Origin of the sequence: Veillonella nakazawae (assembly GCF_013393365.1) — a bacterium.
Lineage (GTDB): Bacteria > Bacillota > Negativicutes > Veillonellales > Veillonellaceae > Veillonella > Veillonella nakazawae.
This window is the reverse complement of sequence record NZ_AP022321.1, coordinates 1,285,717-1,302,909: the sequence shown is the minus strand read 5'-3', so window position 1 is coordinate 1,302,909 and position 17,193 is coordinate 1,285,717. Positions and strand designations below refer to the sequence as shown.

Annotated in this window: 17 protein-coding genes; all 17 read left to right on the top strand. The window is 37.1% G+C overall.

The window, feature by feature from the left end; genetic code table 11:
- Positions 1–74 precede the first annotated feature (74 nt).
- The 17 genes from VEIT17_RS05915 (at position 75) to VEIT17_RS05835 (ending at position 17,172) form a co-directional block, all read left to right on the top strand.
- Positions 75–1,193 (top strand): hypothetical protein, encoded by a 1,119-nt coding sequence (locus VEIT17_RS05915; protein WP_178885245.1) that lies wholly within the window; start codon positions 75–77, stop codon positions 1,191–1,193.
- A gap of 37 nt (positions 1,194–1,230) precedes the next feature.
- On the top strand, positions 1,231–2,784 hold the full coding sequence (locus VEIT17_RS05910) for an LptA/OstA family protein (RefSeq protein WP_178885243.1): 1,554 nt from the start codon (positions 1,231–1,233) through the stop codon (positions 2,782–2,784).
- 13 nt (positions 2,785–2,797) lie between these two features.
- Positions 2,798–3,661: a UTP--glucose-1-phosphate uridylyltransferase GalU gene (gene galU, locus VEIT17_RS05905; RefSeq protein ID WP_155086914.1), complete on the top strand. Its 864-nt coding sequence runs from the start codon at positions 2,798–2,800 to the stop codon at positions 3,659–3,661.
- Between the two features lie 189 nt (positions 3,662–3,850).
- A complete protein-coding gene (locus VEIT17_RS05900; RefSeq protein ID WP_178885241.1) occupies positions 3,851–4,417 on the top strand; it encodes a hypothetical protein in 567 nt (188 codons plus the stop codon).
- 8 nt (positions 4,418–4,425) lie between these two features.
- Positions 4,426–4,938: a biotin transporter BioY gene (locus VEIT17_RS05895; RefSeq protein ID WP_105094437.1), complete on the top strand. Its 513-nt coding sequence runs from the start codon at positions 4,426–4,428 to the stop codon at positions 4,936–4,938.
- Positions 4,939–5,004: 66 nt separating this feature from the next.
- Positions 5,005–6,111, top strand: a complete 1,107-nt coding sequence (locus tag VEIT17_RS05890; RefSeq protein WP_178885239.1) for a thiolase family protein — start codon at positions 5,005–5,007, stop codon at positions 6,109–6,111.
- A 1-nt stretch (position 6,112) separates the two neighbouring features.
- A complete protein-coding gene (locus VEIT17_RS05885) occupies positions 6,113–7,408 on the top strand; it encodes an AMP-binding protein (RefSeq protein WP_178885236.1) in 1,296 nt (431 codons plus the stop codon).
- Between the two features lie 27 nt (positions 7,409–7,435).
- Positions 7,436–8,434: a nucleoid-associated protein gene (locus VEIT17_RS05880; protein ID WP_178885235.1), complete on the top strand. Its 999-nt coding sequence runs from the start codon at positions 7,436–7,438 to the stop codon at positions 8,432–8,434.
- An 86-nt stretch (positions 8,435–8,520) separates the two neighbouring features.
- Positions 8,521–9,012, top strand: a complete 492-nt coding sequence (gene ybaK, locus VEIT17_RS05875; protein WP_178885233.1) for a Cys-tRNA(Pro) deacylase — start codon at positions 8,521–8,523, stop codon at positions 9,010–9,012.
- Positions 9,013–9,021: 9 nt separating this feature from the next.
- The gene (locus tag VEIT17_RS05870; RefSeq protein WP_178885231.1) at positions 9,022–9,732 is read left to right on the top strand and encodes a ribonuclease H1 domain-containing protein; all 711 of its coding nucleotides are present in this window, start codon (positions 9,022–9,024) and stop codon (positions 9,730–9,732) included.
- 22 nt (positions 9,733–9,754) lie between these two features.
- Positions 9,755–10,678 (top strand): NAD-dependent epimerase/dehydratase family protein, encoded by a 924-nt coding sequence (locus tag VEIT17_RS05865; RefSeq protein WP_178885229.1) that lies wholly within the window; start codon positions 9,755–9,757, stop codon positions 10,676–10,678.
- 20 nt (positions 10,679–10,698) lie between these two features.
- Positions 10,699–10,977: a DUF1294 domain-containing protein gene (locus tag VEIT17_RS05860; RefSeq protein ID WP_178885227.1), complete on the top strand. Its 279-nt coding sequence runs from the start codon at positions 10,699–10,701 to the stop codon at positions 10,975–10,977.
- A gap of 84 nt (positions 10,978–11,061) precedes the next feature.
- Positions 11,062–12,498 carry a phosphoglucose isomerase-related protein gene (locus tag VEIT17_RS05855; protein ID WP_178885225.1) on the top strand — a complete coding sequence of 479 codons (1,437 nt, stop codon included), beginning with the start codon at positions 11,062–11,064 and terminating at the stop codon, positions 12,496–12,498.
- 9 nt (positions 12,499–12,507) lie between these two features.
- Entirely contained in the window at positions 12,508–13,497 is a 990-nt protein-coding gene (gene galE / locus VEIT17_RS05850; RefSeq protein WP_178885223.1) for a UDP-glucose 4-epimerase GalE, read from the top strand.
- Positions 13,498–13,709: 212 nt separating this feature from the next.
- Positions 13,710–14,822, top strand: coding sequence for an IS1249 family transposase (locus tag VEIT17_RS05845; protein WP_105085552.1), 1,113 nt, complete (start codon positions 13,710–13,712; stop codon positions 14,820–14,822).
- Between the two features lie 149 nt (positions 14,823–14,971).
- Positions 14,972–15,802, top strand: a complete 831-nt coding sequence (locus tag VEIT17_RS05840; RefSeq protein ID WP_178885221.1) for a hypothetical protein — start codon at positions 14,972–14,974, stop codon at positions 15,800–15,802.
- Between the two features lie 89 nt (positions 15,803–15,891).
- The gene (locus VEIT17_RS05835) at positions 15,892–17,172 is read left to right on the top strand and encodes a type II secretion system protein GspD (RefSeq protein ID WP_178886024.1); all 1,281 of its coding nucleotides are present in this window, start codon (positions 15,892–15,894) and stop codon (positions 17,170–17,172) included.
- Positions 17,173–17,193: the final 21 nt, after the last annotated feature.

Genomic DNA, 17,193 nt, shown 5'->3' with positions numbered 1-17,193 from the left:
AATAAGCACGGTCTTAGGCCCGTGCTTATTCTGTTGTATAACAGTTATACATTAGATACGTTGTGGAGGAATTTATGAAGAAGCAAGTACTTACACTTTTAATGGCATCCTTGATTTCAGGCACTGCGTTTGCTGCTCCTGGTACAGTTACAGAAAAAACAAATGTTTTAGAAACTACTGTATATGGCGCTGTACAAGATGGTGCTGTAGTGGACCGCATTAATCAACTTGATGAAACCGTGTATGGTACTGGTTTCAATGGCAATTCTGCTACATTGAGCAAACGTGTCGATTCTCTTTATAACTCCGTAGAAGGTAGCGGCACAAATATTTCTTTGCGCGAAGAAATGGACGCACTTGAATATACATATCAAAATAGCATTAATGCAGGTTCTCTTGTTGATCGTGTAGAAAAGATGGAACGTAGCGTTAATGGTCGTATTGGTAGTGGCTCTTTACAAAAACGTATCATTTCTTTAAAAACAAAAGTATATGGCAGCAATGTAACGCTCACAAATCAAGTGGGGACATTAGCTGGGAACCAAGTTTTCAAAGTTACATTGAATGATGCAGTTTCTTCAAAAACTAGCCATGAAGGCGACACTGTTGCTTTCACAGTAGCTGAAAATGTTATGGATGGCAATGTGTTATTAGTTCCTGCCGGTACAGTAGGTTCTGGTACAATTACTTCTTTGAAAAAGGCCCGTTCCTTTGGTCGTAATGGTGCATTAGATATTACATTCGATACTATTCCTGCTATCGATGGTACAGAATTCACTGCTGTACAAGGTAAAGAAGCTAAAGACAAAACTCGTAATGAAGTAAAAGCTGCAGGTGCATCCGTAGCTGGTGCTGTTTTACTTGGACCGATAGGTTTAGTAGGTGGCGCTTTTGTTAAGGGGAAAAATATTGAGTACCCTGCTGGTGCAACAATTTATGTACAACCTCAAGATTCTGTAACAATTCAAGGTCTTGTAATTGGTGGTGACGGTTTGGCTCATAGTGATGATGAATTGGCTGAAGCTGTAACTGTACCGAATGCAGCAGATGAATCTGAAGAGACTGTAGATACTAATGAATCCACTGTTGATGAAAATGAAACAACAACAGAGGAACCAGCAGCAGTAGAAGAACAAGAAGAGCAAGTAGAAAATGTTTCTCAACCTATCGTAGTTGTAAAGCGTAATCAATAATTAACAAATTCTTAAAGCAAGAGGAGTTCTAGTAACCATGAGGAAACGTAAAGTACAATGGCTGGCAGCGGCATGTGTTTTCTGTTTAGCACAACCAGTATGGGCCGCTACAGAGTCAACCACGGTATATCAAGATCAATTGGATAGCGTTGATCAATCCTATCTTGGAGAAATCTCTAAAGCATCTACACCTGACAATAGTAATATCCGTGTTGTACGTCGTGGTGAAAAGGCAAAGTCTGATCAACCTACAGAACAGTTGCCGACTCGTATTGATGCAGATAAAATGTCCTATACAGGGTCCACTGGTGATGTATATGCACAAGGTGATGTAGTAGTGACTCAAGGTAATCAAACTTTGATGTCTCCGCGTATAGAAGGTAATACGAAAACTACAGAATATCGTACTGTTGGTGGATATCACTTTTTAGAAAATGGTGGTAAAACTAAGGATATTACAGGTCAAAATATGACATATCGTACTAGTGATCACCATTTTACAGCCGATCAAGCTTTTGGTTGGAATGACCCTTACTATGTAAAAGGGCAAAATGCTACATTTGATGGTGAAACTGGTCATATGGAAAAAGGCATGGTTACCACAAAACATGCGATGGCTTTTAAACATACACCTGACTATCGTGTAGAAGGTCAAGATATCAAGGTATATCCTGGCGATAAAGTAGTTATCAAAAAACCATCCTTCTATATTAAAAACTTCAAGGTTTTATCTTTGCCTTCTTATACAGCATCTCTTCGTCATGATAAAGAGGGTAAATTTAGTATTTTTTCCTTGGTTCCAAAACCTACATATAGTAGTGATGATGGCATTGGTTTGCATGGTAGTACAGAGTATCCAATCGGTAAGCATGGTGAAGCCTATATTGATTACCGTTGGTATTCAAAGTCTGGATTTAAACCAAAAGTAGGCTATAGACATTATTTGCCTTGGGCTACTGCATCCATAGGTTACAGTAAAGAATCTAATGAGTATAACGATGAAACTGTATGGGTAGAAAAGATTGGTGAAGTTCGTTTAGATACTCATACATATCATGTTGGTAAATCTCCTGTTACTGTACGTGGTGGTGTAAACGCGGGCTATTGGAAAGAGGGTTCTGTAAAAGGTTCTCATAAAGAGTATTATACAGAAGTATCTCATGATCCAATTAAGCTTTGGAAAAATGCAGATTTACGTTTCTTAGGTGGTTACCAACGAGATTATTATGGTTATAATGGTACGATTCGTAGCATGCCTTATTGGGGCGCTCGTTTCCAATCTAAAGTGGGAAATCGTGCTAATGTATGGGTTAGTTATAATCAACGTAATATTTCTTATAACAACTCTCCATATCGATTCGATACCACAGAGCTTCCTAAGGAGCTTATTTATGGTGGTTCTTATAAATTAACTCGCTTGGATGATGTTTCTGTCAGTGTGAAAACAAATATGATGAGTGGTGACATTGATTCTGTGTACTATACATGGCATCGTGATTTGCATTCCTTTGATATGTATTTGACATATAGAGATGCTCATAGAAGCAACAATGATCAATGGAAGATCAAATTTGTGGGCAAAGACTTTTAATTAGGAGATAACTATGCAACGTATTAGAAAGGCCGTTATTCCAGCAGCTGGCTTTGGTACACGGTTCTTACCAGCTACTAAAGCACAACCAAAGGAAATGCTTCCTATTGTAGATACACCAGCTATCCAATATATTGTGAAAGAAGCACTAGATTCTGGTATTGAAGAAATCCTAATCATTACAGGTCGTAATAAACGTGCTATTGAAGATCATTTTGATAGCAGTGTTGAACTAGAATTGCTTTTACAAAGCCAAGGTAAAAATAAACAGTTGGCTATGATTAAGGATTTAGCGGATATTAAGGTTCACTTTATTCGTCAAAAAGCTCCACGTGGTCTTGGCGATGCTGTACTATGTGCAAAAGCTTTTATTGGTGATGAACCATTTGCTGTATTGCTTGGTGATGATATTGTATATAATCCTGAAAATCCATGCTTAAAACAGTTAATTGAGTGTTATGACGAACATCCTGGTATTATTCTAGGGGCTCAATTTGTACCGGAAGATAAAGTCAGCTCTTATGGTATCGTATCTGGTGAAGCATTAGCGGATAATTTATATCGCGTTCATAACTTGGTGGAAAAACCAAAAAAAGAAGATGCGCCGTCTACACTTGCTGTATTAGGTCGTTATATTTTAACTCCAGATATTTTCAATATTTTGGAAAATACAAAACCAGGCGTAGGTAATGAGGTTCAATTGACTGATGCGTTAGCAGCATCTAAAACTGACACCTATGCATTGGCCTATGAAGGCATTCGTTACGATACAGGTGATAAACTAGGTTACTTGAAAGCTACTGTTGAGTATGCATTGCGCAATGAAGAATTAGGTGAAAACTTCAAGGCATACTTAAAAGAGCTAGATCTTAAATAACAAATCTATAAGATTTAACCTTATGAAAGAACCTATGATATATCATGGGTTCTTTTCTTTTGGTAGTACATTTAGCTAATATAGATATATTATTTTATATTTGTTAACAAATGGATAATGACTTTTGTTGACGAATGAAAAGATGTTGATTATAATCAATTTATTGAATAAATAAAGGACTGTGATTATATGAGAACATTATTTAAAGCATTATGTAATAATGACTTAGATCTACCAGGACATAGTGTTATTAAGCATATGCATTATGATGCTTCAGGAAGTGATCAATCTATCTGTGGTATTTTATATCAAATCGCTAAAACTACTACAATTGGTATTATGGATAAATCAGGTTTTTTAATGGTTGATTTACGACCGGTGCCGAAACAATTTAGCATTCGCACTACCGTACATCATGATGAAATTAGTGGCGCTATATCGTTTTCCAAGAACGATATAGTACAATTCGTAAATGATATTAATGATACGAATCCAATTCATCGAGAGGATCCTTATGTCGTACCGGGATGCATGATTCTTGAAACATTGTGGAATTATTGGAATATTAGTAAATCTGCGCTGCAAATGGCGATTTACTTTCATGCCCCTGTCATTGCAGGGGATATGGTGACTTTAGTGGAAGTCCCTGAGGATGCTCATGTAGAAGGTTATGTAGGTGATACATTGGCATTTTCTGCTACTTTTTTTGGTGAAAATGAAGATTCAACATCTTTGAAACAAAGATGTATTAGTTAGAGGTAATTATGGAAGCAAGACGTTTAACAAAAATGGCTTTATTGACAGCCTTATTATGTATTTCAGCATATATTTCATTTCCATTGCCATTTAGTCCGGCAATGGTAACCGCATTGACTTTGGTGGCGACATTAACAGGCTTATTATTGCAACCAAAGGATGCTTTTATAGTATTTGTCGTGTATGTTCTGCTAGGAGCCGTTGGTTTACCTGTATTCGTTGGGGGGACGGCTGGTCTTGGTAAATTATTGGGACCTACAGGGGGATTTATCTTCTCTTGGCCAATAGCATATACTTTACTAAGTGTATTTAAAGGGCCTAAAAAGAGCTTTTTCTCTTATGCATGGCGCTCTCTTGTAATTACAATTCCTGTAGTATACCTATTTGGTGTGGCAGGCTTTATGATTGTTACGAAAACAGAACTTTGGGCGGCGTTGCCTGTAGTTATGTTCCCATTTATTCCTGGGGATATCGTAAAATGTCTCGTTGCATCCTGGCTAGCAACTAAAATTAAAATTTAGCATGTAATAATGAAAAGAGGCATTCCTTGGGGTGCCTCTTTTGTGCATTTTGTTATAGGAGCTTATATGTCAGTATATATTCATGGTGGGCTTAGAAGCCCTATAGGCGTGTTAAACGGCCAATATAAAAATACAAGACCTGAGATATTGGGTGCACAATTGATTAATGAGTTAATTAAAGGACATGAAATTAACTCTGTAGATTGTATTTTTTGTGGTAATGCAGTTGGTACAGGTGGAAATATTGGACGATTAATGGGTTTAATGTCTAATTTATCAGTATCGACGCCTGCTGTAACAATTGATATGCAATGCGCATCAGCATTGATGAGTATTGAGATGGCCTATACACATATTGCGTCAGGCGTGATGAATTCTGCTATTGCTGGTGGCATTGAGAGCTCTTCATTACAACCAGACCGAATTTATGCAACTGGAGATGATCGAGACGGTTTATATAAGGTGGCTCAATTTACTCCTCAAGATCGGTCTCCTTTAGCTATGTTAGAAGGGGCAGAAAGAACCATTCATAAGCACAATATAACTAAGGAAGAGTTATATCCATATATTATAGGAAGTCATCAGAGAGCTACTAAGGCTTTAGATAATTCATTTTTGCAATCTTATATAATGCCTTTTTCTATAGATGGAAAAGAGTGTGTAGATGAATGTATTAGGCCAAAGATGAATGAAAAACTTTTATATAGGATGAAACCATTATTAGGTAAGGACTCTATTACAAATGCTGGCAATGCTTGTTTAACTCATGATGGTGCTGCTTTTGTATACATATCTAATGAAAAAGGGCCGTTTAGAATTCATAGTATCATGCCTTGGGCTGGAAATCCTCAGTTTAGTCCAGAAGGTGCTCTTGAAAGTACTAAAGCTATTTTAAAACGGACAGATTTAACCATGGATGATATGGACGTGGTGGAATGGAATGAAGCCTTCGCCATCATTGATGCTCTCTTTGATAAGTCCTACCCTGATCATATGGGGAAATATAATATGCTTGGTGGTGCATTAGCCTATGGACATCCTTATGGCTGCTCTGGGGCTATTTTAGCTCTTCATTGCATGGCTGCTTTAGAATCCTGTAATGGTCGATACGGTTTATGTGCTATTGCCGGCGCAGGCGGTACAGGAACTGCTTTAATTATGGAACGAATGTAAAATGACAATTATTGAACGTTTACGACAATATAAAGAATTAGATCCTCACAAGATTGCTCTAATTGTAGATGATAAAAAGTATACATATGGTGATTTGTATGATGCTATTTTATCCATAGATATTAATGATGCTAGTCGTATAGTAAATGTTGCTCAAACTAAAGAATCACCGAAACATATAGTTGCTTTAATTCAGAGTCAATCATTTGTGGAACAACTTGTACAGTGGCTGGCGGGATTGTATACCGGTTATATTCCTATGGTATGCCATAACGAGATGGATACAGAGTATGTTGAGGAATTGGCTCGTATTATAGCATATAAAGGGGTGGCACCTTTAGCTGACTTTGGTGTACTTACCTCTGGGACTACTGGGCGTCCAAAACCTTTGTGGCGTAGTGAAAGCTCATGGAGCGAGTTCTTTGATATCCAAAACGATATTTTCCATATAAATAAAGATACAAGAATATTCTTACATGGAAGCTTTAGTTTTACTGGTGTTAGTAATATGGTTATCGCTGTGCTATGGTCTGGAGGAACAGTTATTACAACGAGTTCGTTGCGCCCAAATCGATGGATACAGCTTATTGAAGAATATCATGTGGACCATATATATGCATTACCAACAAAATTACGATTATTAGTACGTCATTGCAAAAGTAAAGTAGACTCTATTAACTATATCATCGGAGGATCACAAGTACTGGATCGACAGTTGATGGAACAGTTAGAGCAAATATGTCCGAACATGGAGTTCATTCTTTATTATGGTGCTACTGAGCTTAACTATATAACATATTGTACAGGTAAAGAGTGGTTAGATAGAGAAGGGACTGTGGGAAGACCATTTCCATCTGTCCAAATAGAAGAGCAGAACGGTGTTATTTATGTGACTACAAAGCATCATATTGAAGGTATTCCCGATACTTATACTGTAAATGATTGTGGCTATATTGATAGAGATGGATACCTTATGTTTAACGGACGACAAGGTGATGTCATCAATAAAGGGGGATATAAAATTTCTATTCCCGAAATGGAATTGTATTTACAATCCTTACAGGGCGTTTCTGAAGTGGCTGTTATTACGATTAATGATGATATACGTGGGGAAGACTTTATTGCTTATATGGTATTAGAGGATAATACTGAATTAAGTAAAATTATAGAACTTATTCATCACGAAAGACCTTCAGTAGAATGGCCAAAAGCAGTTCTAGAAATTCCTATGTTACCACTTACAGAATGCTCAAAAGTTGATAAACGAAAACTAAAAGAGTGGTATAATAAAGGGTAATCGTTTTTGCTATTATAAGGAGGCGTCATGCAGATTAACAAGGCGGCACTAGAGATTTTCGACTTTACGTCCTCTTTAGCCGTATACTCTGAACATGAATTAAAGGTTGGAGATCAAGCTATACAAGATTATATTGCCAATCATGTAGTTAAGGCGTTCAAAGATCCAGCTGCTAGAACAGGTACCTTGCATGATGCAAGTCCATTTGGTAAACAATTAGTTGATTATAAAAATGGAAATCTTAAGTTTATAGATTTATCTAAGAACTTAGGTGAAAGCTTGTTTACCTATATGAAACAAGCAACGGATTCTGTTGTTATTGATACGATTATCTGTGAAGCTATTACAGATGCATCTTATATCTGTATTCTTTTGTGCCAAGCTCATGATGCTTTTACACATCAACTATTTAGTGAAGATGATGGCAGCTTAGCCACAGAACTTGTTTCTCATAAGGCTGTGTTGCCGATGCCATCACAGAAATTACGAGCTTTTGCATCTATTAATCTACTTGATTTTAGTGTTCGTATTTTTGAACCGAAAGGTGAATTTGATGGTGAAGTATCCTATATTTTAGCCGATAAGGTGTTACAATTAGGTACTAATCAATCCTCTCGAGATACGGTGAAAAAGGTAAAAGCCATTGTAGACAAGGTAGCTCAAGCACACGAGTCGGACGGTGTTGTTGAATTGACGACGGCAAAGTCTATGATTGCTAAAAATGCTGAAGTATCTGATACAGTGGATCCTGTTCGTATTGTGGAAGAGGTATTTAAGGCGAACCCCATTCAACAAGAGGCGGCTAAAAAGGAATTAGCTGATGCAGATATGATGCGTCCATTACCTGTAAACCGTGAGTTTGCTACGAAGGTCGGTGAGCATCACAAAATTAAAACTGACACGGGAATCGAAATTTCATTTCCCGTAGAATATATGAAAAATCGTGAATTCATTGAAATTAAAACTAATGATGATGGAACTTTACGCATTGAATTGAAAAATATTAATAAAATTGTAAATAAATAAGAATAATGCTAATTCTATTGATATATAGAAATTTATTATATATTGATAAGATTTATTTGTTACGCTAATATATAAGGTGGGATATAGTGAGTAAAGAGAAACATAAAAAAACAAACGCATTACGTATTTTAGACACCCATAAGGTTCCTTATAGTATTAGTGAATATGAGTGGTCTGAAGATCGGGCAGCTGGTCTTCATGTAGTGGAAGCATTAGGACTTGATGAAAAACAAGTTTTTAAAACATTAGTTGGTAAGGGCGACAAAACAGGATATGTAGTATTTTGCATTCCTGTTGCAGCTGAATTAGATATGAAACAAGCTGCTCGTGTCAGTCATAATAAGTCTGTAGAGCTTGTTCATGTCAAGGACCTGCTAGGTATTACGGGCTATCTACGAGGAGGATGTTCTCCAGTGGGAATGAAAAAATTATTTCCCGCATATTTTGATGCTACTATGGAGCCTCAAGACTTTGTATATGTAAGTGCTGGTCTTCGAGGGATGCAAATGAAGGTAAATCCAAAAGATTTGGCATCTGTTGTTAATGCTGAATTTATAGCACTTACAATGGATCATTAAGAGGTACGTATGGCAAAGAAGTATTATGCAGTTCGTCAGGGTCGTGTACCAGGTGTATATACCACATGGGCTGACTGTGAGAAACAGGTAAAAGGCTTTGGTGGGGCTATCTACAAGTCTTTTCCTACGGAAGCAGAAGCTCGTGCCTTTGTAGAAGATTCTGGTTTATCCTTAAGTGATTTTATGAGCGCTCATAAGGGTGAATCAAAATCTTTACAAGGGACGAAGAAGATAACTACAAAGGTTAGTTCTGGCATTCAAAATAAGGCATCCGTAGGTGAGGCAAAACCAGATTTTTCTCACCGAAATCATGTAGTTGCTTATATTGATGGTAGTTATAATAAAGGGACTAATACTGTTGGCGCAGGTGGTGTTATCTTCTTGAATGGGACTAGAAAGACTTTTTCCTTTCCCTCTACTGATGAACGATATACGGCTTTTTGGAATGTGTCTGGCGAGCTATTAGCTGCGATGTATGTTATGAAATATGCTGTTGATCATGGTATTCCTGAATGTTCCTTATATTATGATTATATGGGAATTGAAATGTGGGCTACCAAAAGATGGAAACGCAATAATGCACTAACTCAACAATATGCTGCATTTTATGACTCTATAAAAAATCGTGTGCGCGTATACTTTCACAAGGTGGCAGCACATACGGGCGATACATATAATGAAATGGCTGATGTATTAGCCAAAAAAGGTGCGGGAATTTAGATTTCTCAGAAAGGAGGGTGCTATGAATATATGTGTTACTGGTGGGGCTGGATTTATTGGCTCTCATCTTGTTGATCGATTAATTGGATTGGGGCACAATGTGCTCGTTATAGACAATCTATCTACAGGTATGCGTTCTTTTGTACATGAGTCCGCTCAATTTATTGAGATGGATGTACGGGACCCAAAATTATTATCTGTATTTGAAATGTTTAAGCCCTCTATTGTATTCCATGAGGCTGCTCAAACTATGGTGCAGTCCTCAATGGAGAATCCGGGATATGACTGTGATGTTAATTTACTAGGGCTAATAAATGTACTTGATGCCTGTCGTAAGGTGAAAGTTGAACAATTTTTAATGCCATCTTCAGCTGCTGTTTACGGGGACTTAGCAGTGTTACCATTGACTGAAGAACTTAGTGGTATGCCATCATCCTTCTATGGGTTAACCAAGCTTACTGCAGAAGGGTATTTGCGTATTTATCGTGAAGCTTTTGGATTAAATACAGTATGCTTTAGATATGCTAATGTATATGGACCACGTCAAGGTGATGGTGGTGAAGGCGGCGTTATAAGTATTTTCAATCGCTTAATTGTTGAAGGTAAGCCTTTAACCGTATATGGTGATGGGGAACAAACAAGAGACTTTATTTACGTAGAAGATGTGGTAGAAGCTAATATTAATGCTATGGGAAATAATAACTGCACAGGTATTTATAATGTTTCTACCAATACGGGAACATCTGTAAATGAGTTGATTACGCGATTCAGAGCTATTAGTGGTGCCGACTTTATGGTTCATTACGAGGCTGAACGGATAGGTGATATCAAACATTCACGGTTAAGCAATGCAAAGGCGGAACGCGATTTTGGATTTGTAGCATCTACAACATTAGATGATGGCTTACAAAAAACATTAGAATATTTTAAGGCTCATCATAAGTAATAAATATAAGGTTTGGGGACATGAGTGATACACAATTTTGGGTTACTGTAGGCGTATGGAATCTAATTGTATTTAGTATGTATGGCTATGATAAGTTATGTGCTATAAAGGGATATGATCGAATTTCAGAGTTTACATTATTATTTTTAGCATTTGCCTTTGGCGGCATTGGTGCTCTATTAGGTATGGTTATTTTGCGTCATAAGACTTTAAAGCTTAAGTTTAAACTAGCTATTCCTATCGCATTGTTATGGTCTGTTTATGCAGTGGGTTTTGGCTATGGTTTGTGGGTAAAATGATTGCATAAACTAATATTTTATTCATTGTTTTATGATATAATGAGTAGAATATTGTACATAAAATGTCAGTAAAGGAGATATTTGATGTTGCGGTTACAATCGGGGTTCGAGTTAGATTACGATAACATATATAATGAAAGTTGCATACAAGAACGAGACGTAAATAACTTTGAGCGTGCTATACAAAATGTTTGGCGTCATACAAATATTTTGCGTTCTACAGGCTTTGAAGAAGGACATGTTTCTAAGGATGGCTTGCCTGAACCGGTATTGTTTTACCAACTTCCTTATATTTCAGAAGATGGTATCAATACACCTGCAATGTTGAAACGACTTTATGAACTGCGGGACTATGCTCGCCATAATATTGACACAGTTGTATCTGTAGGCATTGGTGGCTCTTACTTGGGGAGTAAGGTTATTTTCGATGTCCAATGTGGTGCGTTTTGGAATAATCTTAGTACGGAAGAACGAAACGGATATCCACGCATGTATTTTGCAGGCTTTAATGTAGATGGTGACTATTTAGCTGGTCTTATTCGCACTTTAGAGTACCAAGCTCAGACAAAAGGATCAGACTATAAGGTGATGCTCGTTATTACATCTAAGTCAGGTTCTACCATCGAGCCAATGGCTAACTTCATGATTTTGGAAAAAGCTTTACAAGAGCGTAATATAAATTATGAAGTGGTAGCTGTTACCGATATGTCTGATGATGAACATCCTACAGTTTTACGCTCTATGGCGATAGAGAATCATTGGAAGACCTATAGTATTCCTTATGGTGTCGGTGGTCGTTTCTCTGTATTTACTGAAGTAGGTTTTGTTACAGCTGCTCTCGTAGGATTTGATATTGAAGGTTTCTTGGCAGGTGCAGCTTCAATGGATGCGGCCTGTCAAGAAGAGGATATTTTTAAAAATCCTGCTTTATTAAGTGCTTTACTAAAATATATTGCGTCTGAACGGTACGGTCGTATTATTGAGGTGTTTATGCCTTATGGTGAAGCGCTTCACTCCTTATCTGATTGGTATGTACAACTATTATCCGAATCTTTAGGGAAGATGAGTAATACTTGCTTACCATATGGTCGTACACCGGTTGCTGCAGTAGGGACTATGGATATGCATGCTCAAGTACAAGAGCATCAAGAGGGCCGTCTTAATAAGGTGGTTCAATTTATTAAGGTTAAGGATTGGAAGCATAATCTTGTAGTGCCTAATACACATAGTCAATATGAACGATTACAAGCACTTGGAAATGTAGGTATTTGTGATATTTTGAATATTGCTTTAGATGCCAATAGAGAGGCCTTATCTAGCGATAATCGTTTTAATATGACGATAACTGTACCAACATTAAATTCATTCCATTTAGGGGAAATTATGTTTATGCATTGTTGGGCAGTTTATTTTGAATCTATTTTTGCTGGTGTTGATGCCTTTGACCAACCAGGGGTTGAAGTTTATAAGCGTCTCATCGGGCCTAAATTAGCTCGTGCAAAGGATACACATAATTCATAAGGGGGAACTATGAATATTTTAGTAACAGGTGGGGCTGGCTATATTGGGAGTCATACTGTACGTGCCTTACAACAAGCAGGTTATACACCAATCATTGTAGATAATTTATCTCGCGGACATGTAGAATCTATTCCTGAAGGGGTACAGTTCTACAATATGGATATAGCAGATCCAAAATTAGTAGATATTATGAAAGGTCATAATATCATTGGTGTTATGCATTTTGCGGCTCATTCACAGGTCGGTGAATCTATGGTAAATCCAGCTATTTATTATGAAAATAATGTAGTTGGCTCATATCATCTTATTGAGTCTGCTCGTAATGCTGGTGTAAAACATTTTGTATTTTCCAGTACAGCTGCTGTTTATGGGGAACCAGAGATAGTGCCAATTCGTGAAGATGCGCCATTGCATCCAACTAATGTATATGGTCGTACTAAACTGATGATTGAAGAAATGCTATCTGATTATAGTGCTATTTATGGTTCTACGTATGTTGCATTGCGTTATTTTAATGCGGCTGGCGCAGATTCGTCTGGTACGATTGGGGAAGATCATCATCCGGAAACACATTTGATTCCGCTTGTGCTAGATGCAGCTCGTGGTAAAAGAGAGCACATAACTGTTTTTGGTACTGATTATAATACAGCTGATGGTACATGTGTACGCGATTATATTCATGTTAATGATTTGGCTACAGCTCATGTGTTAGCAATGGATTATTTGCGTAACGGTGGTGAATCTCAAGTGTTTAATCTTGGTAGTGGCAATGGCTTCTCCGTTAAGGAAATTATTGAAACTGCTAAAGAGGTAACTGGTATCGATATTCCTGTTCAATATGGTGATCGTCGTGCTGGCGATCCAGGTACATTGATTGCTTCCTCTGAAAAAATTAAAGAATTACTTGGTTGGGATCCTAAATTCAGTAATGTAGCCGATGTTATCAAAGATGCTTGGAAATGGCATACATCTCATCCTGATGGTTTTAAAAGCAAATAAAACAAGAACAAATCCGGCTTATAGGACAAAAAGTGTGTGTAAAAACCCTTATAACACTAGATATTTACTAGTGTTATAAGGGTTTAATCTTTTTTTGGAGAAGTTTGAGGGTGGACAAAAAGTGTGGGTGAAAACATCAATTAACCCTTGTAATTACTGACTAAAATGAGGTTATATCTTCCTATATATAAACAAATATGGAGGAAGAGTTTATGCGACAAATAAAATGTCCTGATTGTAATGAAACATGTATTAAACACGGTGTTTTAAAATCTGGTTCTCAGCGTTGGTTTTGCAAACATTGTAAGGTGGCATTTACCGTTAAAATTAATAATTTAAGTAAAGAGTTAAGCCTATTCTTGAATTGGTTATTCAGCACCAATATTCAAGCTGATATGCCTGGTAAAGGTCGTACATTCAGGCGTAAAACCGCTAAATTTTGGTCCATATGGCCATTGCCACCAAAAGTGGAAGAAGTACATGATGTGGTATATCTTGATGGAATTTACTTAGCTAGGAATTTATGTGTTTTGATTTGTTGCAATGATACTCATGTTCTAGGATGGTATGTCTGTCGTTATGAGCATGCTAGAGCTTGGCAGTGTTTAATGGAACGGATTGCCGAACCTAAAGTTGTTGTGTCTGATGGTGCTAATGGTTTGCCTAAAGCATTACGTAAAGTTTGGCCTCATAGCAGTCACCAAAGATGCTTGTTTCACATTTTTTGTCAGGTTAGACGATATACGACAAGTAGACCTAAAACGTTAGCAGGAAAGGATCTTTATACTCTGGCTAAAGATTTATTTAATGTGAAAACAATGGATCAAGCTCTTGTATGGATTAATGAACTTTCAGCGTGGCGAATGACATATTCTGATTTTTTACGAGAAATGACGATTGATGAATTCGGGAACAAACGCTCTACACATGAGCGTTTGCTTAAAGCCGAATCATCATTATGGCGTCTGATTAGGCAACAAACTTTATTTACATTTTTGGAATGTATTGATATTACAGTACCTACAACAAATAATCGTATTGAAGGTGGAGTAAATGCTCAACTAAGAAGTATGTTACGATCTCATAGGGGCCTTTCACTTGAAAGAAGACTAAAAGCGGTCTATTGGTGGTGCTATATGCACTCACCAAGACCGCTTTCTATTTCAGATATATTAAATTGTATGCCTACAGATGAATCGATTGCTGCTATCTACAAACGGTTATCTGATTATTGCCAAATAGATCGCTCAATACCTCAATGGGGTGATGCTCCTGTTTGGAATGAGCTACATATGTCTACAGATTTTCCAACTTATTGGGATTAGTCACACACACTTTTTGTCCTATAACCCACAAATCCTTTTGATTTGTCAATATAATGAATGACTCTATTAGTCACCTAGGTGACTGGTAGAGTCATTTTTTTGTAGGAATTTAAAAGGACCTCCTAGAATATGTCAGCAGGAGGTGGAATATGAACTTACAAGATTATATACAACGCATTAAATTATGGATTGATAAACAGTATTTTATTATTCGTCACTATAAAATTATTATTTCTGTTTTTCTTGTAATTATAGTTGGCATATTAATCGTTGGTGTTTTATATCCTCACGAAGAAGAACGTGTTCATATACAACCTGAGCATGTTAATGGTGGGGAAAATAATCAGACCCGATTAAGTTCAAAAGAATCATCAGAAGGAATATCACATAATAGACAGAAACATCATAACAGTGATGCTAAAGAAACGAGAAAAGATGACAATCTAAAAACTAAAAGTGAAGGCCGTTTGTTATATGATGTGAGCAGCGTGGAACGCGGGCATCCTTGGAGAGAGGTTTTTAAAGATTTACCAGATAATGATGTACATGGTAGACATGAAGATACTAAGGATGTAGATGAAGTGGCTGATAGCATTAATGATATGCAAGGGTTTAATAATAGTAAGTACTCAGGCAGGGATACATATAAAGGACGGACTAATAGGTATAAAACCAGGAGAACACAGAATAAGAATAAACACACAGGGGATAAAACCATTAGTGATAGCAGTGATGATTTTACTAATAATCAAATTAATTCAAAGTCTCATAGTAGGTTAAATTCTTCTAGTATGGAACAGCCTGTTGAACTTGTTGGTATTGTTGAGGGCAATGAGATTATTGCTATTTTACGAAAAGGTACAGAGGAGCAAATGGTTACTGTTGGGATGGTTTGGCATAGCGTTACTGTCTCTAATATAAGTGCAAGTGGTGTAGAAATCGTTGAAGGAGGTTCATCACGGTGGTTAAAAATCAATTAGGTAAGGATTGCTTACGTAGTAGAGTGACCATAGTAAGAAAAAAACTATTCAAAGCTAGCATACTACTAAAAATAATTATAATAGTGGTTATGTTTCTATATGCATCATTAGGGGAATCTTCTATAGTATTAGCGAGTAATACAGGGCCAGCAGTAACTACTAATCTAGAAAGCGATAGGGACTCACTAGATAGAGAAATTAGTAATGGTAAATCAAATAATAATAATGACATAGAAAAGGATAACGTAATTAATGAAAAGGGCGAGCTGAGAAAATCAAAAGGATCAATTACGATATCCGTTCGTAATGCTTCTCTAAAAGAAACAGTATTAGGGATTTGTCGGAGTTATCGTATATCTGTTATGGGTGTAGAATCTTTAACAGGTAACATTACGGCTACTGTGCAAGGTGAAACACCAGAGGATCTTATAAAAGAATTAGGAAGGCTATATCATTTTTCCGTTTCAAAACAATATAATACGATTCTTATTGAGCCAGATGACAAAGCACTTGAAAATAGAGAATTATATGTTATAACACCGGAGCATTTGCCAGCAGAGTCTTTAAAAAATATAATGGGCACTGTTGTGAAACATGATAAAATGGCGGTACTTTCAGAACAAAATGAAGTGATTATGCATTTGACCAGTGGAGAGAAACGGCGTGTAGAAACACTGGTTAAAGCTATAGATAAGGAGCCTAAGCAAGTACAATTAGAAGCGACAGTCATTGCTATGGAACAATCTTATGCAAAGGAGCAAGGCATTCGGTGGTCGTGGCTTAGCTTGACAGGACATGGTGAAGATAAAACTAATTCTTACGGGGCCGTTACCTTTGGTAAAACACCCGGTGGTGAAGCCTATAAATTTTTTGTGAAACCCGAGTTGAGTCTTATGGAAAGTTCCGGTAAAGCCGCGCTAATTGCTAAGCCATCTATTATGGCCTTAAATGGTGAAACAGCACATATCTTGATCGGTGAACGTATCCCTGTTATAGAAGAGTCCGAAGTGAATGGCGAACGTAAGCGTTCTACACGTTATGAAGAGGTGGGGATTAAGTTAAACTACACGCCTATTATTACTGGGGATGGCGGTGTAGATGCAAAAATTCACGCTGAAGTAAGTACACCTATCATGGTATCCGAAATGAAAGCTTATAAAATTAGTACGCGGCAAGCACATACACGGGTGCGGTTACAACCTGGAGAGGTACTCGTTATAGGTGGACTTATGGATAATCGCGATCAACATCAAATTCAAAAAGTACCTATTTTAGGAGATATTCCTTTACTAGGTAAATTATTCCGACATAGTAGAAAAACAAAAGATTCTATAGAGATGCTAATATTAGTTCGGGCAATTGTGGTATAATAAAGGGTAATGATTAGGAGG